We start from the raw sequence: 18,088 nt of genomic DNA on the forward strand, positions 1-18,088 counted from the left end.
TTATCATCCTGGTGAATGCGGGCCAGTAGCCGGCCCGCCTAAACATTATTCTGCGGCGGCTTCGAACTTAGCCAGCAATGCGGCTTGTTTTGGATCTTTATTGAAATCATCGAACAGCGGCTGGACGGCTGCGCGGAACGGGGCTTTATCGACTTTGACAATCTCAGCACCCATCGCTTTTGCCTGCGCACGGGTATCAGCGTCAATTTTATCCCACAGCTTTTGCTGATAGGCCTCAGAGTCCCTGGCCGCTTTCGTCAGAATCTCCTGCTGTTCTGGGGTGAGTTTGTTCCAGGTTTTTGTCGAAATGACCAGGAAGTCGGGAATAGAAGCATGCTCATCTTCTGAAAAGACTTTGGCGATTTCAATATGGCGAGTTTGTACCCAGGAAGGGACGTTATTCTCCGCTCCGTCCACGACGCCCTGTTGCATAGCGGTATAGACTTCACCAAAAGAAATAGGTGTAGGCGAGCCCCCCATTAATTCAATCATCTTAATTGTTGTTGGGCTGGGTTGAACGCGAATTTTCAGCCCTTTTAAATCGTCTGGTTTTGTAATCGGCTTTTTCGCGTAAAAGCTACGCGTACCTGCTACGTAGGCGGAAAGAGCAAAGAACCCTTTATCTTTTGTAGACTGCATAATTTCGTGGCCGACATCGCCAAATACGACTTTATTAAAGTGGGACTGATCTTTAAATAAAAAAGGAAGGTTATAGATAGCGTAAACGTTGTCGAAAGATTCAAGATCGCTCGCCGAGCCTTTTGTCATATCTAACGCACCGTTTTGTAAAAGCTCCATGGCTTCGCGGGCGTTACCCATCTGGCTACTGGGATAGATGCGAATCGTCATTTTGCCGTCGGAGAGTTGCTTAACCTCTTTGGCCATTTCCTCAAAGGTCTGATGAACAACGTGGCTACGTTCAAGGTTATGCGCCAGTTTTAATGTCACTTTTTCTGCCGCATTCACCCCAGTGGAGAGTAAAGCGAAAAGCGATGCGCAGACCAGCGATTGGCGAAAAGAGAGAGTTTTCATTAATAGGCTCCATGCACTTTCATTTTTGGTGGTTTATATCTGTCGGAACAGTCTTGTTTGCTGTATGACATATTATCCTGGTTGTCCGACAACTTTTCGCTACCGCTCTCACACTTTTACTTTATCTACGCATTAAATGCTTTTTTTGTGCGCTGTATTATATTTATTTTGTATTTGATGCTTTGGTTTTATTATTTTTCTAAATATTAATGGTGGGATTATTCGATAAATATTGAGTTATTTAATCGGAAAAAATGAGTTATAGAATTCGCCATTAATTCTAATGGCGAATTCTTCATTTACTCACTAAGGAATAATTCCAATAGCGAGTTCAAAAACAGTTTCCCGTGCTCGGTAATCTGCCAGTACTCTGCGCATTCGGTCAGATATCCCTGCGCCAGCGCTTCGTCAATTTGTGGGCGAATCGCTTGCTCACTGAGCCCCGTATAACGGCTAAACTCATGGCGCGGGGCGGGTTCCAGCAGGCGGAAGCGGTTCATAAAGAACTCAAACGGTTTATCGGCCGCATCGACATCATGCTGGCGTTCCAGGTAGCGTCCTTCCATATAGCCGCGCGGGTGGCGCGTTTTCGCGGTACGTAGAATGCGCCCGTCCGGGAAGGTAACTTTGCCGTGTGCGCCGCAACCAATGCCGAGGTAGTCGCCAAAGCGCCAGTAGTTGAGATTGTGCTGGCACTGATAGCCCGGTTTTGCATAGGCCGAGGTTTCATACTGCTGATAACCTGCTGCCGTCAGCAGCTTATCGCCCTGCTCGAAGATATCCCACAGCGCGTCGTCATCCGGCAGCACCGGTGGGCGCGAGCCAAACAGGGTGTTGGGTTCAATGGTTAATTGATACCAGGAAAGATGCGGTGGATTGAGTGCAATCGCCTGGCGCAAATCGTCGAGTGCTTCTTCCAGAGACTGGTCCGGCAGGCCGTGCATCAGGTCAAGGTTGAAGCTGCGCAGGCCCAGACCTGTCGCCAGATTCGCCGCGCGTTTGGCTTCTTCAGGGCCGTGAATACGCCCCAGTCGCGTTAACTTGGTTTCGCTAAAGCTCTGCACACCAATGGAGATTCGGTTCACGCCCGCACGCTGGTAATCGACAAAGCGATCTGCTTCCACCGTGCCGGGGTTCGCTTCCATGGTGATTTCTGCATCTGCCGCCAGAGTAAGACGCGCACGCACGCCATCCAGCAACGTTTGCATCGCCGGGCCTGAAAGCAGGCTCGGCGTACCGCCGCCAATAAAAATGGTCTTTACTTCACGTCCCTGCGCGTAAGCCACGTCAGCATCTAAATCACTCAGCAGATGCTGAACATAATCGTCGTGCGGCACCTCGCCTTTCAGCGCGTGCGAATTAAAGTCGCAGTACGGACATTTCTGCACGCACCACGGGATGTGAATATAAAGACTCAGAGGCGGCAAATTAGCCATTTCGTAATGCTTCCAGTAACTGTTTCAGCGCCTGACCACGGTGAGAGATGGCAATCTTCTCTTCACGCGTCAATTCAGCGGCGGTTTTCCCAACAGAGGGGACATAAAAAATAGGATCGTAGCCGAAGCCACCGTTGCCCGCAGGCGTGTGGGTGATGACGCCCGGCCAGCGGCCGTGGCACACCAGCGGCGTGGGGTCTTCCGCATGACGCAGGTAAACCAGCACACAGTGGAACTGCGCCTGACGCTGGCCGTCTGGTACATCTTTCAACGTTTCCAGCAGTTTTTGCAGATTGCGCTCGTCGGTCGCGCCTTCACCGGAATAACGTGCGGAATAGATACCCGGCGCACCGCCGAGATAATCCACCGCCAGCCCTGAGTCATCGGCAATTGCGGGCAGGCCGGTAACCTGCGACGCATGACGCGCCTTAATGATCGCGTTCTCAATGAACGTCAGGCCAGTCTCTTCGGCGGAATCGACGCCAAGATCGGTTTGCGCAACGATATCGAGACCAAAATCGCTCAGCAACGAGGCGAGCTCGCGCACTTTACCGGCATTACCGGTAGCGAGGACAACTTTTTGCATGGGATATCCTAATTTATGAGGGTGTCGACGCCCGCTGGGATGTGCTGCGGATGAATGATTTTAACCTGTTTATGGCGACCCAGTTCACCTTTCTCGATGATGACCTGACTTTTGGCGACCTTAAACTGTTTGGCGAGAAATTTCACCAGATGGGCATTGGCCTGCCCATCGACCGGCGGGGCGGTAATGGCGACTTTTAATTCGTCGCCATGCTCACCCACAATGCTGTCACGACTGGCCTTCGGCTGAATATACAGCCGCAGTACCAGCCCGTCGTCGCAGGATATTACGGCACTCATAGCGCCATCCAAAGCCCCGGCAGCAGCATGTTGCCCGTTGCCTGTAACACTTCGGCGATGCCCATATTAAGTACGTAGAGCAGCAACACGAGGATCATCGGCGAGAAATCGATACCGCCCATTGAAGGCAGCAACTTGCGAATTGGGCGCAGCAACGGATCGGCAAGCTGCATCAGTACAAACTCAACCGGGCTACGGCCCTGGCTTACCCAGCTCATAATCGCCATCAGCAGCAGTACCCAGAAGATAAGCAGGCCGGTGGTTTTCAGCAGGATCAGCACCGCCGCAATCCAGATTATCGGCTGGAAGGTGATGACCATAAACAGGGTAATCGCCTTGATAACGCTCAGAATAAAGGCTACCAGCAGAGAAGAACTGTCGAGCGGTCCCATCGCCGGAATGATGCGGCGCAGCGGCCCCACGATAGGTTGGGTGATTTTCACCACAAACTGGGAGAACGGATTGTAAAAATCACAGCGTGCCCACTGCATCCAGACGCGCAGCAGTAGCACCATTGTGTACAGTTCGATCACTGTTGAGAGCAGGAAAGTCAACGTCTTCATGGCGTTCCTCAGAGTTCCTTATTTTTTGTGTAATCACGCGCACCGAAAATCGCGGTGCCGATGCGTACCATAGTGCTACCCGCCGCAATGGCGGCTTCCATATCGTCTGACATGCCCAGTGAGAGCGTATCAACTGTAGGGTAGTGCGTCTTCAGCCGCGCGAATGCTACCGCCATTTGTTGGGCGACGGCAAACTGCTTATCGTACTCGGTTTCCGGTGCCGGAATGGCCATTAAACCGCGCAGACAGAGATTAGGCAGGGCGGAAACCTCCGCCGCTAACGCGTCAACCGCCTCGGGCGCGATGCCTGATTTACTCTGCTCATCGCTAATGTTGACCTGAATGAGCACGTTAAGCGGCGGCAAATGCGCAGGGCGCTGTTCGCTGAGTCGGGTGGCGATCTTTAACCGGTCAACCGTGTGGCACCAGTCGAAATGCTCCGCCACCAGGCGACTTTTGTTGGACTGCAACGGGCCAATAAAGTGCCATTGCAGATCCGTTATGCCTTTGTCCTGAAAGAAACGGATTTTTTCCACGCCTTCCTGAACGTAGTTTTCGCCGAATGCACGTTGGCCAGCAGCCATTGCTTCTTCGACGGCGCTCGCAGGTTTGGTTTTACTCACTGCAAGCAACGTAACTTCTTCTGAAGGCCGGCCGCAACGTGCAGCAGCGGCTGAGATTTTGTCCCGGACCTGTGCCAGGTTATGCGCTATATCGTTCATATTTGCTGGTGGGTCTTATGGAAATACAAGAAATCGTGGCGCTTAGTGTAAAGCATAACGTGTCGGATCTACACCTGTGTAGCGGGGTAATGGCGCGATGGCGACGTCGTGGCTTGCTCGAATCTGCACCATTTTTATCGCCGGAACCAGAAGCACTGTTAGGGCGTTGGTTAAGCGAAGCACAACATCGGCAATGGCGGGCGCAGGGCCAGCTTGATTTCGCAATAGCGCCTTCTGAGGGGCCACGCCTGCGCGCCAACGTATTTCGCCATGCGCGCGGTGTTTCGCTGGCATTGCGCGTGCTACCGACACGCTGCCCAACGCTCGCTGAACTCGGCGTGCCTGCTGCTCTACCCGAACTGTTGCATGAAGAGGGTGGGTTGATACTGGTCACCGGCGCAACGGGGAGCGGTAAGTCAACAACGCTTGCCGCGATGGTTGATTACCTCAACAACACGCTGGATGGGCATATTCTGACGCTGGAAGATCCGGTGGAGTTTATTCACACCAGCCAGCGCTGCTTAATTCAACAACGTGAAATAGGTCAACATACCGCTTCATTCGCTGAGGCGCTGCGCGGCGCGTTACGACAGGACCCCGACGTTATCCTGCTGGGGGAGTTGCGTGATAGCGAGACTATCCGGCTGGCATTAACCGCCGCTGAAACAGGTCATCTGGTGCTGGCGACATTGCATACGCGCGGTGCAGCTCAGGCGATTGAACGTCTGGTTGACGTTTTTCCGGCGCAGGAAAAAGAGCCAGTGCGCAGCCAACTGGCGAACAGTCTGTGTGCGGTGGTGGCGCAAAAACTGGTCGCGGATAAACAAGATGGACGACTGGCGCTCTTCGAGCTGCTGGTGAATACCCCAGCGGTAGGTAACCTGATCCGCGAGGGGAAAAACCACCAGTTACCGGGTGTCATGCAAACTGGACAGCAGGCAGGGATGCAAACTTTTACGCAAAGCTATCAACAATGTATGGCGAAGGGTAAGCTATAAGGATTAGGCTATTTCTCCTGTACTTATTAATTCTATTTCTAATAGATAAGTGTTATTACTGTGATGGCAGTAGGGTTTTTGGAATTAATCAGCAAGGAAAAATGTTTCAATATATGATGAATGTGACGTTTGTTCGTTATTCTGTTGTAATAATGTTTTATTTGTGAATTCAACACTCCGTTATTATTCTGCGAAAATATAATCATCAGTGAAACATGCTGTACCTAAGCTATAATATCTAAGTAATAAGGCTGACGGATTTTTATACGAATGCACAACATTATCTTGTGCAGACATAGAAAAAAAGGGTGATATTCTTTTGACACTCAGCGGGGATCGTTCTATTCTAATTATGGAATTAGGATTATTCTTATGAAATATTGTTTCACTTCATACTGTCTTGATTATTATTATGCATGACAATTAAGATTGCTTTGATTTATTAAAACACCATGATGGTGGCAAAATACTAAGGAGAGTTTCAAATGCTTGATGTATCAGAGAGTGTATCTAAATCCCGCAAAATCATTTTAATCACCCACCCGTCAGTACAGGCCAATGCATTCGCTGGTTATCTTTCTGATTTACTTTCAGTTTCTGTAGATGTTCACAATATCAACAAGCCGATGGTACAGCGCCTTGCTAAAGGTACTGTGGTGCTGTTTGATATCGCGGTATCGAACAAAAAACTGAACGGTATCTGGCGCGATATTATCCGCTCGCAGTTTGATTCTCCACGTCTGCTTATTATTAACAGTGCGCAAAAGTATGAATTATACGAAATGGCGCAGTGGCCCGCGCTGTACGGTGTGTTCCGTCATGATGATGAAGAATCGCGCTTAATTGAGGGTGTCAAAGCCGTGCTGAACGGTGAACAGACTGCTGAATTGAGCGTAATGCATCCGGCAATGTACGCAGTTGAACAGCCGACTGAATCATCAGACAATATTCCGCTGACCGAACGTGAATGCGAAATTCTTAATGAGTTACGTCATGGTGCGACCAATATGGATATTGCTCGTGCGCTGTTCATCAGTGAAAATACAGTCCGTACACACTTATATAATGTTTTCCGTAAGTTAAGCGTGAAAAACAGAACCCAGGCTGTCAGCTGGGCGAATGAAAATTTGCGCCACTAAGTTTTACACTGGAAACGTTGTAGGCCGGATAAGCGCTAGCGCCATCCGGCTTTCCTGTCTCTAACGCCCACTATGTACACGTTATGCTAGCCTGACTACTGACTGTAGCTTTGCTCGAAGTAACTCTCCAGAATCACCACCGCAGAGGCCGAATCCACGCTGCCTTTATCCAGCGCACGAAAACCACCGTGCTCGAATAACCCGGCGCGGGCTTCAACAGTACTCAGACGCTCATCGTGCAGTTTAATCGCCACACCGAAACGGCCATGAATTTTATTGGCGAAGTTACGTGCACGCGCGGTAAGTGGCTGCTCAGTGCCGTCCATATTCAGCGGCAGGCCGACAATCACTAACGCCGGTTGCCACTCTTTCAGCAGCTTCTCAATAAGCGTCCAGTCTGGCGTGCCGTTTTGCGCTTTCAGGGCGTTAAGTGGGCGCGCGGTACCGGTAATTTGCTGGCCGACCGCGACGCCAATGCTGCGGGTGCCAAAATCAAATGCGAGAAAGGTTCCGCTCATTATGCGTGCCCCGCCACACCAGGCATGGTGTGAATATCGATGCCGATAAGTTTTGCCGCGTCGCGCCAGCGATCGGCGATCGGGGTCTTAAACAGAATATTGAGGTCGGCAGGCGCAGTGAGCCAGACGTTATCGAGAATTTCCTGCTCCAGCTGGCCTTTCTCCCAAGATGCGTAACCCAGCGCAACCAGCACGTCAGTTGGCTGTGCCGCTGTGCCCAGGGTTTCCAGCACGTCGCGCGACGTGGTGACGATGGTGTTATCAGAGATACGGATGCTTGAGGAAAACGACGCCGGTGGCGTGTGCAGAATGAAGCCGCGATCTTCCGCCAGCGGGCCGCCGAGCATCACCGGTTTATCGAGGCGAATCGACGGATCGCGCGGATCGGGCGTGATCTTCAGTTTTTCCAGAATGCCTTCAACTTGCAGGTTTTCCAGCGGCTTATTGATGATAATCCCCATTGCGCCATCGTCGTTATACTCGCAGATATAGACAACCGAACGGCGGAAGATGGGGTCCTGAAGAGCCGGCATGGCAATAAGAAAGTGATGCTGTAAATTCATTGTCAGAGGTTCTGTCCTGGTTCAAAAAGCAGCAACGTCCAGTATGCGGGGAAAGAGGCGTGCTGTCACCAGGCAGTCCTGTAAACGCGCGTCAGCGCCTGGCAGAAAAGCCTGGTTGTGGCGGGTTCCCTCCCGCCGCAGAAGTTACTTACCTAAACGTTTTTCGATAGCGTCCATCAGCATCCCGGTGATGGAAATCGGGAACTCCGCTTCGATTTCACGCACGCAGGTTGGGCTGGTGACGTTAATTTCGGTCAGGCGATCGCCGATGATATCCAGGCCGACAAAAATCAGACCTTTCGCTTTCAGCGTCGGGCCCACTTTGCGGGCGATCTCCCAATCGCTTTCGCTTAGCGGACGCGGTTCGCCACGGCCACCGGCGGCCAGGTTGCCACGGGTTTCGCCGCCCTGCGGAATGCGCGCCAGGCAGTATGGAACAGGTTCGCCATCGACGACCAGCACGCGTTTGTCACCGTCTTTGATTGCTGGCAAATACGTTTGCGCCATGCAATAGCGGTTGCCAAGCTCGGTCAGGGTTTCAGCGATAACGCCAATGTTAGGATCGCCTTCCTTCACGCGGAAAATCGACGCGCCGCCCATGCCGTCAAGCGGTTTCATGATGATATCGCCATGCTTTTGCCAGAACGCTTTCAACTGCGCTTTGTTGCGCGTGACCAGTGTTTCTGGTGTTAGCTCAGAGAACCAGGCGGTGAAGAGCTTCTCGTTACAGTCGCGCAGGCTCTGCGGTTTGTTGACGATAAGCGTGCCTTTCTCTTCCGCGCGTTCCAGAATATAGGTCGCGTAGATGAATTCGGTGTCAAACGGCGGATCCTTACGCATCAGAATCACATCGAGGTCGGCAAGCGCGATATCCTGCTCGCTGCCAAATTCGTACCATTTGTCATAGTTCTGCTCAACATTCACCAGACGCGTACGCGCGCGGGATTCGCCGTTGGTCAGATAGAGGTCATTCATCTCCATGTAATGGAGTTCATAGCCCCGGCGCTGTGCCTCCAGCAACATCGCGAAGCTGGTGTCTTTTTTGATATTGATGTTTGCGATGGGGTCCATCACGATGCCGAGCTTAATCATTCTAGTTCTCCTGGAAGCCGGTATTAGCCCAGATCGCCAAAGCGCACCTGCAGTGCGGTAATGGCGGTGAGCGCGGTAGTCTCAGTACGCAGAACGCGAGGTCCCAACAGGATATCAGTAAACTGGTAGCGTGCGGTCATGGCAATTTCATCTGCCGAGAGACCGCCTTCCGGGCCAATCAGCAAACGCACGCGCTCCACCGGCAGCGGCAGCGTATTGATGCTGGCGCTGGCACGCGGATGCAGGTTCAGCTTCAGCCCGCTATCTTCTTCGGCGCACCACTGTTCCAGATTCATCGCCGGGCGAATTTCCGGAATCGTGTTGCGGCCACACTGTTCACAGGCGGCAATCGCGATTTTTTGCCACTGTTGGATCTTCTTATTCAAACGCTCGGCATCCAGTTTAACGCCACAGCGCTCAGAAAACAGTGGCGTTATGAGGCTTACACCGAGTTCTATTGATTTCTGGATGGTGAATTCCATTTTATCGCCGCGCGACATTACCTGGCCCAGGTGAATGTGAATGGGGGATTCGCGGTTATCAATTTCCCCGCTGACAATATTCACGCGCACGCTTTTTTTATCGGCGTGGGTAATTTCGGCATCGAAGATCTGGTTACTGCCATCGAAAAGCTGAATCGCCTGACCCGGCCCCATGCGCAGCACACGGCCAACATGGTTTGCCGCGTCTTCCGACAGGGCGATTTCATGCCCGGCGGTGATGTGTTCAGGGTGATAAATACGGGGGATGCGCATGATGTGACGTTCCATTAATAGCTTAGGTACCAGGCACTGCCCGTTCCCTCTCCCTGAGGAAGAGAGCCAGGGTGAGGGGGAAATGTCCGGCAGAAAATTAAACAATTAGCCGCTAGTGTAGGTTAGCTCTTTTGCGCCTGGCAAGCCTGCAACACGTAAGGGTTATGGTTACCCTGAATTTTGGCGATGCGCCTGTCGCGCTCGCACTCCCATTCACTGACCGGATACAGCTTATTCCACGCGTTGAAAAGCTGCGTCTGCTGGCGGGAAAGATTGATTTGATACGTGTCACGCATATAGAAGTAGGTGCGGGCAATGGCGCCGCGCGAGCGTGTCGGCGGCTCGGCCACTTTCTCTTTAAAGTTTACCTTCATGGCGCACTGACCGTACTGGCCTTCGCCGCCGTTCCACTGGCTATACATAAAGTTACCGCGATCGCCGTTCACCTCTCCGACCGCCGGTTGCAGGTTATGCATATCGCTTTCAATTTTGCGGTACAGCGGATCTTTGGCGCAGTTTTTCCGCCCGCCATCCTGCCAGCACTGACGCTGGTGACCAAACTGCCAGGCGGGCATCACGTGTTCCCATTCAACGCGGCTGGCGCGGTTTTCATTTTTACGCACTTTGTAACCGCAGGACTCAAGGTCAATGACGCCTTTCTTACCCTGCCAGTTAATTTTACAGCCGCAGTAGAAATCACCCGGGACATCGCTGTTAACTTTTACGCCAGCGGTTTTGGCCTGGGAAAAACTTTTGATACCTTCGGCCAGCGCCTGGCCTGAGAGCGCCGCCGTTAAAAACACGACTGCGAATGCTACTTTAGGGGACATCACGAACTCCGTCTCAAAACGAGCCCGCAACGTAGCGAAAGCACCGGTCAGATGCAATCAGTCAGATCAGAAAACTTCCAGAAAATTCCATCAGTTACAATTCGGCAACTAATGGCTCGCCGCAGTGTACACAGCGATAGGTCGCTTCACCGCGCACCACGCGATTATGGCGGCGAATGGTCAATTGATGCAGCTGGCAGCGGCAGCGGTAGGGGAAGGTTTTGCTGCGTATTGAGCTCAGTTCAAACTGATGCGTACGGCGTGCCGGAACGCCGAGTACGGCTTCCATCATCCATTTCCACTCTTTCCCGTGCGGCGCGACGCGGCCAAAGTGTTTCCAGACCAGCAGATGCGCCAGTTCGTGCGGAACCACTTCATCAATAAATGCCTGCTGATTTTCCGCCAGCAGTACCGGATTGAGGCGAATTTCATACTCCTGCAACCACGCGGTACCCGCCGAGGTGCCGCGCTGTTGATAAACCAGCTTTGGCTCGGGGTAGTTACGCTTGAGCGCAAGATTTGCTTTGGCAAGATTTTCCCGCAGACAACGCATCACACTTTGCTGGAGGGCGATAGGAATTCGAGGGCTTTTCATGGAGCAGAGGATAGAGCGGGAAGCAGGGCAAGTGCAAGAGGAAGGTTTGCCCAATGGCGCTTCGCACATCGGGCATACAAGATGATAGGTAGGTCGGGTAAGCGCAGCGCCACCCGACACACCAGGGGGAGATTAGTCGTGTGCGCCGATTTCGCGCAGCTTGCGACCTTTCATCAGGTTACGTTCAATATGTTCCAGCGACACATGTTTGGTTTCCGGAACCAGCCAGATAGTCAGGACGATGAAGAACAAGTTCAGACCGGCGTAAACCCAGAAGGTGTTAGCGTTGCCCAGCGAGTTGAGCATGGTCAGGAACGTTGCGCCGACGATCATGTTGGCAATCCAGTTGGTCGCGGTAGAGCAGGTGATGCCGAAATCGCGGCCTTTCAGCGGCTGAATTTCTGAACACAGTACCCAAATCAGCGGGCCGGCGCTCATGGCGAAACCCACGATAAACATCAGCAGCATGGCAATCGCGAAGTACTGTGCAGACGGCGAATGGATACCGACGTGCATCATTGTACCCAGTACGCCCATGCCGATGGCCATCACCAGGAAGCCCAGCGTCAGCGTTGGTTTACGGCCCCAGCGGTCAACCAGCCCGATGGCAATAAAGGTCGCCAGTACGTTGGTCAGGCCGACGATAACCGTGCCCCACATCTGTTCGTGTGTGTTGGTATAACCCGCCAGTTCGAAGATTTTCGGCGCGTAATACATGATGACGTTCATCCCGGTGAACTGCTGCATTACCTGTAACAGCACGCCCAGGAACACCGCGCGGCGGAAGTTGCTGTTCTCTTTAAACAGCGCCCAGCCACTCTGTTTGACCTGCAGGCTTTCACGGATTTCATCCAGCTCGCGTTTCGCTTCCGCGCTGGTATCGCGCAGACGAAGCAGTACGCGTTCCGCGTCGTGGAAGCGGCGTTTGGCCGCGAACCAGCGTGGGCTGTCCGGAAGGAAGAATACGCCAATCAGCAGCAGAATCGCCGGAATGATAATCACGCCCAGCATCCAGCGCCATGCGCCAGAGTAGCTGAATGCGGTATCTGACAGGTATGCGCCGAGGATACCGATGGTAATCATCAACTGGTACATAGAAATCATACTGCCGCGAATTTTTTCCGGTGCGATTTCAGACAGATAGAGTGGCGCGGTATAAGATGCGACACCCACGGCCAGGCCCAACAGCACGCGAGAGATAATCAGCACTTCCGGGTTTGGCGCGGCAGCGGAGAACAGCGAACCGAGAACAAACAGGATGGCGCCAATCATCAGGCTTTTTTTACGCCCAAGTCGGAAGGAGAGCCAGCCACTGCCGACCGCACCAATTGCGGCACCAAACATCATGGAACTGACCACCCACTCCTGGGTGTGTGGAGAAATCTGAAATTCATCGGTGATAAAGGGTAGGGCACCGGCAATAACACCAATATCAAGACCGAAGAGAAGTCCGGCCAGGGCGGCCAGGAAGCAGACAAAGAAGGTCATTGTCTTGTTAGAACGCCCCTGTTTTTTATTGTCAGGCATTATGCCCTCCATTTGAATTATTAGATTGGTCGATGTAAAGGTTAAGTGAGTCAGGCGTAAAAAGATGTGATAGTAATCACATGAGTGTAATCGCTTACACTATCATTCACAGTGACTATGCATTAAAAATTATAGTAATCAAATGGTTAATTGTGAAATGTGGCGGGAAAAAATAATACTTAAGATTAGCCTGAAAAATAAATGTAACAACAGAGCATTTGCTATGTAACATGCCTGGCTACGTCAATTGGCTTGACAGGCTGTGGCGTGTAATCGCTTTCATAAATCGCGCGTTAGAAATAAAAAAAGGCCAGCGCGAGGCTGGCCTTCAGGCAAGACGGTGGTGAGATTATTTCAGGCCGGCAGCATCGCGCAGCAGCGCCGCTTTGTCGGTTTTTTCCCACGGGAAATGTTCGCGGCCAAAGTGGCCGTAAGCTGCGGTCTCTTTGTAGATCGGGTGCAGCAGATCCAGCATCTGAATCAGGCCGTATGGACGCAGGTCGAAGAACTCGCGCACCAGCAGGGTCAGTTGTTCAGAAGGCACTTTCTCAGTACCGAAGGTTTCCACCATGATGGACGTCGGTTCTGCCACGCCTATTGCGTAGGAAACCTGAATTTCACAACGGTCAGCCAGGCCCGCAGCAACGATGTTTTTCGCTACATAACGTGCCGCGTACGCTGCGGAACGGTCAACTTTAGACGGATCTTTACCAGAGAATGCGCCGCCGCCGTGACGCGCCATGCCGCCGTAGGTATCAACGATAATTTTACGACCGGTCAGACCGCAGTCGCCCATCGGGCCGCCGATCACGAAACGACCGGTTGGGTTGATGAAGAATTTAGTAGACGCGTTCAGCCATTCAGTCGGCAGAACTGGCTTGATGATCTCTTCCATCACTGCTTCTTGCAGGGATTTCTGATCGATGCTTTCAGCGTGCTGGGTGGACAGGACGACCGCATCAATACCGACGATTTTACCGTCGTCATACTGGAAGGTGACCTGGCTTTTCGCATCCGGACGCAGCCATGGCAGCGTGCCGTTTTTACGCACTTCAGCCTGACGCTGCACCAAACGGTGTGCGTAGGTGATCGGCGCTGGCATCAGCACGTCGGTTTCGTTGGTTGCATAACCAAACATCAGGCCCTGGTCGCCCGCGCCCTGTTCCAGCGGGTCAGAACGGTCAACGCCCTGGTTGATGTCCGGAGACTGTTTACCAATTGCGCTCAGTACGGCACAGGAATTGGCGTCAAAGCCCATATCCGAATGCACATAGCCAATTTCGCGAACGGTGTTACGGGTGATCTCTTCGATATCAACCCATGCGCTGGTGGTGATCTCACCGCCAACCAAAACCATGCCTGTTTTTACGTAGGTTTCACAGGCTACGCGCGCTTTCGGGTCCTGTTCGAGGATAGCGTCAAGCACAGCGTCGGAGATTTGGTCCGCAATTTTGTCAGGATGCCCTTCGGATACAGACTCGGACGTAAATAGGTGTTTTGCCATAATTTCTTCACCCTGGAAAAAATAGAGTTAGATAAGCTTCATGTGGCGGTGCCCGCGCGATGCGATGCGCAAAAAACAGGGCAGCAGGTCGGCACACAAGAAGTCAGTATAGACGGATTAACTTCTGGACGGCTATTCTAGGTTACTTCTTAATCCGATTTCCAGCGTTTTTTGATTTGGCTCGCATTCTTGCGCAACGCAAGGTGGAAATTTTTCCTGACATTGCTGGCAGAGCCCGTATTTTTATTTTGCTTTTTACCCGTCTTCCCGGTATAAAACGCGGCGCGCGGCTCATACCAAAAAAGTGCACGAATTGATTTCGTGACGCCACTTCCAGCCGGGCTAAAACATGCGTTTTTTGGCTATAGCAAGCTCTGCGGGGCTGGCGTGGAGGTGATATCAAATAATGAACCGTTGTATTGTGCCAATTCTGTCACACCGTCCTGGTGTGAACCCGACTCCCGTTCTCAGTATCTCTGCTTTGTATACCTGCCGATGTTTTACCCATTTCGGCGCTTCTCAGGACTCCAGGGCCGGCCAGGCTTTCCGGAACTGAACAAGGGCGCTCTTGCAACGGCAAGAGATTTCTCGTGGTTTCTCCGAACATCGTCTTAAGTTCGGTTGTGTGTTTTACAATGATATGAACAAGAAACCGGTCGCACAGTCGATGCACCAGCATAACGCGCTGGGAAATCAGGCTGTATATGGGTTGTTATCGCATCGTTACGCTGCGATAGTAGTTAACTGTTTTACACTAGATACAAATTATTGAGGTTCGCTATGTCTGACGACATGTCTATGGGTTTGCCTTCGTCAGCGGGCGAACAAGGTGTACTACGTTCCATGCAGGAGGTTGCGATGAGCTCCCAGGAAGCAAGCAAGATGCTACGCACATACAACATTGCCTGGTGGGGCAATAACTACTATGACGTCAACGAGTTAGGCCATATCAGCGTATGCCCTGACCCGGACGTTCCGCAAGCTCGCGTTGACCTGGCGCAGCTGGTAAAAGCGCGTGAAGCGCAGGGGCAGCGCCTGCCTGCGCTGTTCTGCTTCCCGCAGATCCTCCAGCACCGTTTGCGCTCGATTAACGCCGCGTTTAAGCGCGCGCGTGAGTCTTATGGTTACAACGGCGATTATTTCCTGGTCTACCCGATCAAGGTAAACCAGCATCGCCGCGTCATTGAATCCCTGATCCACTCCGGCGAACCGCTGGGGCTCGAAGCAGGTTCGAAAGCGGAACTGATGGCTGTACTGGCGCATGCCGGCATGACCCGCAGCGTGATTGTGTGTAACGGCTACAAAGACCGTGAATACATTCGTATGGCGCTGGTGGGCGAGAAGATGGGCCATAAGGTCTATCTGGTTATCGAAAAGATGTCCGAAATCGCCATCGTGCTGGAAGAAGCCGAACGACTGAACGTTGTACCGCGCCTTGGCGTGCGTGCGCGTCTGGCCTCGCAGGGCTCTGGTAAATGGCAGTCTTCTGGCGGTGAGAAATCCAAATTTGGCCTGGCGGCAACGCAGGTGCTGCAACTGGTGGATATTCTGCGTGACGCAGGCCATCTCGACAGCCTGCAACTGCTGCATTTCCATCTGGGTTCTCAGATGGCCAATATTCGCGACATCGCCACTGGCGTGCGTGAATCGGCGCGTTTCTACGTTGAGTTGCATAAACTGGGTGTGAACATCCAGTGCTTCGACGTCGGCGGCGGCCTGGGCGTTGACTATGAAGGGACACGTTCCCAGTCCGATTGCTCGGTAAACTACGGTCTTAACGAATACGCCAACAACATCATTTGGGCGATTGGCGATGCCTGTGAAGAGAACGGCCTGCCGCACCCGACGGTGATCACCGAATCTGGCCGCGCGGTTACCGCGCACCACACGGTGCTGGTGTCGAACATCATCGGCGTTGAGCGCAACGAATATACCGAGGCGACCCCGCCTGCTGACGACGCCCCGCGTGCGCTGCAAAGCATGTGGGAAACCTGGCAGGAGATGCATGAACCCGGCACGCGCCGCTCGCTGCGCGAATGGCTGCACGACAGCCAGATGGATCTGCACGACATTCATATTGGTTACTCCTCCGGCACATTCAGCCTCAAAGAACGTGCATGGGCAGAGCAGCTTTATCTGAACATGTGCCACGAAGTGCAGAAACAGCTTGACCCTAGCAACCGCGCGCATCGCCCAATTATCGATGAACTGCAGGAACGTATGGCGGATAAAATTTACGTCAACTTCTCTCTGTTCCAGTCGATGCCGGATGCGTGGGGTATCGATCAGCTGTTCCCGGTGATGCCGCTGGAAGGCTTAAATCAGGTACCGGAGCGCCGCGCGGTGCTGCTGGATATCACCTGTGATTCCGATGGCGCGATTGATCATTACGTCGACGGCGACGGGATTGCCACCACCATGCCAATGCCGCAGTACGACGTGGACAACCCACCGATGCTGGGCTTCTTCATGGTTGGTGCGTATCAGGAGATCCTCGGCAATATGCACAACCTGTTCGGCGATACCGAAGCGGTTGACGTGTTTGTCTTCCCTGACGGTAGCGTAGAAGTCGAGCTGTCTGATGAAGGCGACACGGTGGCGGATATGCTGCAATACGTGCAGCTTGACCCCAACACGCTGCTGACTCAGTTCCGCGATCAGGTGAAAAACACCGGTCTGGACGACGCGCTGCAACAGCAGTTCCTGGAAGAGTTTGAAGCGGGGCTTTACGGGTATACGTACCTGGAAGACGAGTAACAGACACCCTCACCCTAACCCTCTCCCTGAGGGAGAGGGGACAGAGCGTGCGGGTTTTCTCCCTCTCCCTGTGGGAGAGGGCCGGGGTGAGGGCATCAGACCGCACATTTGCTACACTCACTTGAACCCGCGCAAAATAACGGCGATAATTCGCCCCAACAAGCTGTAATCCAAATCAATCCCTTCCTCGTCGGGCCTAACGACGCGGAGGGGATTTTTTTTACCGACTTTAGATGAGGTCATAGCCATGAGTACCTTAGGAAATCAGTACGATAACTCTCTGGTATCTAACGCATTTGGTTTTTTACGTCTGCCGCTGAACTTCCAACCGTATGACAGCGACGCCGACTGGGTGATCACTGGCGTACCGTTTGATATGGCGACCTCGGGTCGTGCCGGTGGCCGCCACGGCCCGGCGGCGATCCGTCAGGTGTCGACCAACCTCGCCTGGGAGCACAACCGCTTCCCGTGGAACTTCGATATGCGCGAACGCCTGAACGTTGTTGACTGCGGCGACCTGGTGTATGCCTTTGGCGATGCCCGTGAAATGAGCGAAAAACTGCAGGCGCACGCAGAAAAACTGCTGGCCGCAGGCAAACGCATGCTCTCCTTCGGGGGTGACCACTTCGTTACGCTGCCGCTGTTACGCGCGCACGCGAAACACTTTGGTAAAATGGCGCTGGTGCATTTTGATGCCCACACCGACACCTATGCGAACGGCTGTGAATTCGACCATGGCACCATGTTCTATACCGCGCCGAACGAAGGTCTGATCGACCCGAATCATTCCGTGCAGATTGGTATCCGTACCGAGTTCGATAAAGACAACGGTTTCACCGTACTGGACGCCTGCCAGGTGAACGATCGCACCGCTGATGACATCATCGCCCAGGTGAAACAGATTGTCGGTGATATGCCGGTTTATCTGACGTTCGATATCGACTGCCTCGACCCGGCTTTCGCGCCAGGGACCGGTACGCCGGTGATCGGCGGCCTGACCTCTGACCGCGCCATCAAACTGGTGCGCGGCCTGAAAGATCTCAACATCGTGGGTATGGATGTTGTGGAAGTGGCGCCAGCCTACGATCAGTCGGAAATCACCGCGCTGGCAGCCGCGACCCTCGCCCTGGAAATGCTTTACATCCAGGCTGCCAAAAAAGGCGAGTAATTCG

General features: G+C 53.0%; 19 protein-coding genes. 5 read left to right on the forward strand and 14 right to left on the reverse strand.

The features are described 5' to 3' along the window. Positions 1–45: 45 nt before the first annotated feature. From F0Q32_RS12015 to F0Q32_RS12040, 6 genes are all read right to left on the reverse strand, one after another. Positions 46–1,032: a TRAP transporter substrate-binding protein gene (locus F0Q32_RS12015; protein ID WP_149463243.1), complete on the reverse strand. Its 987-nt coding sequence runs from the start codon at positions 1,030–1,032 to the stop codon at positions 46–48. Positions 1,033–1,331: 299 nt separating this feature from the next. Further along, on the reverse strand, positions 1,332–2,468 hold the full coding sequence (gene hemW, locus F0Q32_RS12020; RefSeq protein WP_149463244.1) for a radical SAM family heme chaperone HemW: 1,137 nt from the start codon (positions 2,466–2,468) through the stop codon (positions 1,332–1,334). Next, the gene (locus tag F0Q32_RS12025; RefSeq protein WP_149463245.1) at positions 2,461–3,054 is read right to left on the reverse strand and encodes an XTP/dITP diphosphatase; all 594 of its coding nucleotides are present in this window, start codon (positions 3,052–3,054) and stop codon (positions 2,461–2,463) included. Before F0Q32_RS12025 ends, hemW begins: the two co-directional genes overlap by 8 nt. Positions 3,055–3,062: 8 nt before the next feature. Further along, positions 3,063–3,353 carry a DUF167 family protein YggU gene (yggU, locus tag F0Q32_RS12030; protein ID WP_149463246.1) on the reverse strand — a complete coding sequence of 97 codons (291 nt, stop codon included), beginning with the start codon at positions 3,351–3,353 and terminating at the stop codon, positions 3,063–3,065. Further along, complete coding sequence (locus tag F0Q32_RS12035; protein ID WP_108475809.1) at positions 3,350–3,916, reverse strand: YggT family protein; 567 nt, start codon at positions 3,914–3,916, stop codon at positions 3,350–3,352. The genes yggU and F0Q32_RS12035 overlap by 4 nt, the downstream gene beginning before the upstream one ends. An 8-nt stretch (positions 3,917–3,924) precedes the next feature. Beyond that, complete coding sequence (locus F0Q32_RS12040) at positions 3,925–4,638, reverse strand: YggS family pyridoxal phosphate-dependent enzyme (protein ID WP_149463247.1); 714 nt, start codon at positions 4,636–4,638, stop codon at positions 3,925–3,927. 17 nt (positions 4,639–4,655) lie between these two features. On the opposite strand from F0Q32_RS12040, the gene F0Q32_RS12045 reads away from it, so the two are divergent. Continuing rightward, positions 4,656–5,636, forward strand: coding sequence for a type IV pilus twitching motility protein PilT (locus tag F0Q32_RS12045; RefSeq protein WP_149463248.1), 981 nt, complete (start codon positions 4,656–4,658; stop codon positions 5,634–5,636). Between the two features lie 485 nt (positions 5,637–6,121). Further along, positions 6,122–6,775 (forward strand): LuxR C-terminal-related transcriptional regulator, encoded by a 654-nt coding sequence (locus F0Q32_RS12050; RefSeq protein WP_015963067.1) that lies wholly within the window; start codon positions 6,122–6,124, stop codon positions 6,773–6,775. Positions 6,776–6,870: 95 nt separating this feature from the next. Here F0Q32_RS12050 and ruvX read toward each other — a convergent pair whose 3' ends face one another. The 8 genes from ruvX to metK form a co-directional block, all read right to left on the reverse strand. Next, positions 6,871–7,293 carry a Holliday junction resolvase RuvX gene (gene ruvX, locus F0Q32_RS12055; protein ID WP_149463249.1) on the reverse strand — a complete coding sequence of 141 codons (423 nt, stop codon included), beginning with the start codon at positions 7,291–7,293 and terminating at the stop codon, positions 6,871–6,873. Then, entirely contained in the window at positions 7,293–7,856 is a 564-nt protein-coding gene (locus F0Q32_RS12060; protein WP_188016855.1) for a YqgE/AlgH family protein, read from the reverse strand. The genes ruvX and F0Q32_RS12060 overlap by 1 nt, the downstream gene beginning before the upstream one ends. 144 nt (positions 7,857–8,000) lie before the next feature. Continuing rightward, positions 8,001–8,948, reverse strand: coding sequence for a glutathione synthase (gene gshB, locus F0Q32_RS12065; protein ID WP_149463250.1), 948 nt, complete (start codon positions 8,946–8,948; stop codon positions 8,001–8,003). A gap of 23 nt (positions 8,949–8,971) precedes the next feature. Then, the gene (gene rsmE / locus F0Q32_RS12070) at positions 8,972–9,703 is read right to left on the reverse strand and encodes a 16S rRNA (uracil(1498)-N(3))-methyltransferase (protein ID WP_149463251.1); all 732 of its coding nucleotides are present in this window, start codon (positions 9,701–9,703) and stop codon (positions 8,972–8,974) included. A 122-nt stretch (positions 9,704–9,825) separates the two neighbouring features. After that, positions 9,826–10,533: a deoxyribonuclease I gene (gene endA, locus F0Q32_RS12075; protein ID WP_149463252.1), complete on the reverse strand. Its 708-nt coding sequence runs from the start codon at positions 10,531–10,533 to the stop codon at positions 9,826–9,828. A gap of 94 nt (positions 10,534–10,627) precedes the next feature. Beyond that, a complete protein-coding gene (locus F0Q32_RS12080) occupies positions 10,628–11,128 on the reverse strand; it encodes a SprT family zinc-dependent metalloprotease (RefSeq protein WP_149463253.1) in 501 nt (166 codons plus the stop codon). A gap of 132 nt (positions 11,129–11,260) precedes the next feature. Beyond that, positions 11,261–12,655 carry a galactose/proton symporter gene (gene galP / locus F0Q32_RS12085; protein WP_149463254.1) on the reverse strand — a complete coding sequence of 465 codons (1,395 nt, stop codon included), beginning with the start codon at positions 12,653–12,655 and terminating at the stop codon, positions 11,261–11,263. Positions 12,656–13,004: 349 nt separating this feature from the next. Beyond that, a complete protein-coding gene (metK, locus tag F0Q32_RS12090; protein WP_015963075.1) occupies positions 13,005–14,159 on the reverse strand; it encodes a methionine adenosyltransferase in 1,155 nt (384 codons plus the stop codon). A gap of 640 nt (positions 14,160–14,799) precedes the next feature. Here metK and yqgB point away from each other — a divergent pair. From yqgB to speB, 3 genes are all read left to right on the forward strand, one after another. Further along, positions 14,800–14,931 (forward strand): acid stress response protein YqgB, encoded by a 132-nt coding sequence (yqgB, locus tag F0Q32_RS12095; RefSeq protein ID WP_149463255.1) that lies wholly within the window; start codon positions 14,800–14,802, stop codon positions 14,929–14,931. Between the two features lie 8 nt (positions 14,932–14,939). After that, positions 14,940–16,916, forward strand: a complete 1,977-nt coding sequence (gene speA, locus F0Q32_RS12100; protein ID WP_149463256.1) for a biosynthetic arginine decarboxylase — start codon at positions 14,940–14,942, stop codon at positions 16,914–16,916. A 247-nt stretch (positions 16,917–17,163) separates the two neighbouring features. Then, positions 17,164–18,084: an agmatinase gene (gene speB, locus F0Q32_RS12110; RefSeq protein ID WP_015963077.1), complete on the forward strand. Its 921-nt coding sequence runs from the start codon at positions 17,164–17,166 to the stop codon at positions 18,082–18,084. Positions 18,085–18,088: the final 4 nt, after the last annotated feature.

The sequence above is a fragment of the Pseudocitrobacter sp. 73 genome (genome assembly GCF_008369545.1).
GTDB classification, from domain to species: domain Bacteria; phylum Pseudomonadota; class Gammaproteobacteria; order Enterobacterales; family Enterobacteriaceae; genus Pseudocitrobacter; species Pseudocitrobacter vendiensis.

Bases quoted from the DNA above. Each gene is read 5' to 3' on its own strand.
- ruvX (WP_149463249.1), bottom strand. From the start codon at position 7,293: ATGAGCGGAACCTTTCTCGCATTTGATTTTGGCACCCGCAGCATTGGC.
- F0Q32_RS12015 (WP_149463243.1), bottom strand. From the start codon at position 1,032: ATGAAAACTCTCTCTTTTCGCCAATCGCTGGTCTGCGCATCGCTTTTC.
- F0Q32_RS12040 (WP_149463247.1), bottom strand. From the start codon at position 4,638: ATGAACGATATAGCGCATAACCTGGCACAGGTCCGGGACAAAATCTCA.
- F0Q32_RS12060 (WP_188016855.1), bottom strand. From the start codon at position 7,856: ATGAATTTACAGCATCACTTTCTTATTGCCATGCCGGCTCTTCAGGAC.
- endA (WP_149463252.1), bottom strand. From the start codon at position 10,533: ATGTCCCCTAAAGTAGCATTCGCAGTCGTGTTTTTAACGGCGGCGCTC.
- gshB (WP_149463250.1), bottom strand. From the start codon at position 8,948: ATGATTAAGCTCGGCATCGTGATGGACCCCATCGCAAACATCAATATC.
- galP (WP_149463254.1), bottom strand. From the start codon at position 12,655: ATGCCTGACAATAAAAAACAGGGGCGTTCTAACAAGACAATGACCTTC.
- metK (WP_015963075.1), bottom strand. From the start codon at position 14,159: ATGGCAAAACACCTATTTACGTCCGAGTCTGTATCCGAAGGGCATCCT.
- F0Q32_RS12045 (WP_149463248.1), top strand. From the start codon at position 4,656: ATGGAAATACAAGAAATCGTGGCGCTTAGTGTAAAGCATAACGTGTCG.
- yqgB (WP_149463255.1), top strand. From the start codon at position 14,800: ATGAACAAGAAACCGGTCGCACAGTCGATGCACCAGCATAACGCGCTG.
- hemW (WP_149463244.1), bottom strand. From the start codon at position 2,468: ATGGCTAATTTGCCGCCTCTGAGTCTTTATATTCACATCCCGTGGTGC.
- F0Q32_RS12050 (WP_015963067.1), top strand. From the start codon at position 6,122: ATGCTTGATGTATCAGAGAGTGTATCTAAATCCCGCAAAATCATTTTA.
- yggU (WP_149463246.1), bottom strand. From the start codon at position 3,353: ATGAGTGCCGTAATATCCTGCGACGACGGGCTGGTACTGCGGCTGTAT.
- F0Q32_RS12080 (WP_149463253.1), bottom strand. From the start codon at position 11,128: ATGAAAAGCCCTCGAATTCCTATCGCCCTCCAGCAAAGTGTGATGCGT.
- rsmE (WP_149463251.1), bottom strand. From the start codon at position 9,703: ATGCGCATCCCCCGTATTTATCACCCTGAACACATCACCGCCGGGCAT.
- speB (WP_015963077.1), top strand. From the start codon at position 17,164: ATGAGTACCTTAGGAAATCAGTACGATAACTCTCTGGTATCTAACGCA.
- F0Q32_RS12025 (WP_149463245.1), bottom strand. From the start codon at position 3,054: ATGCAAAAAGTTGTCCTCGCTACCGGTAATGCCGGTAAAGTGCGCGAG.
- speA (WP_149463256.1), top strand. From the start codon at position 14,940: ATGTCTGACGACATGTCTATGGGTTTGCCTTCGTCAGCGGGCGAACAA.
- F0Q32_RS12035 (WP_108475809.1), bottom strand. From the start codon at position 3,916: ATGAAGACGTTGACTTTCCTGCTCTCAACAGTGATCGAACTGTACACA.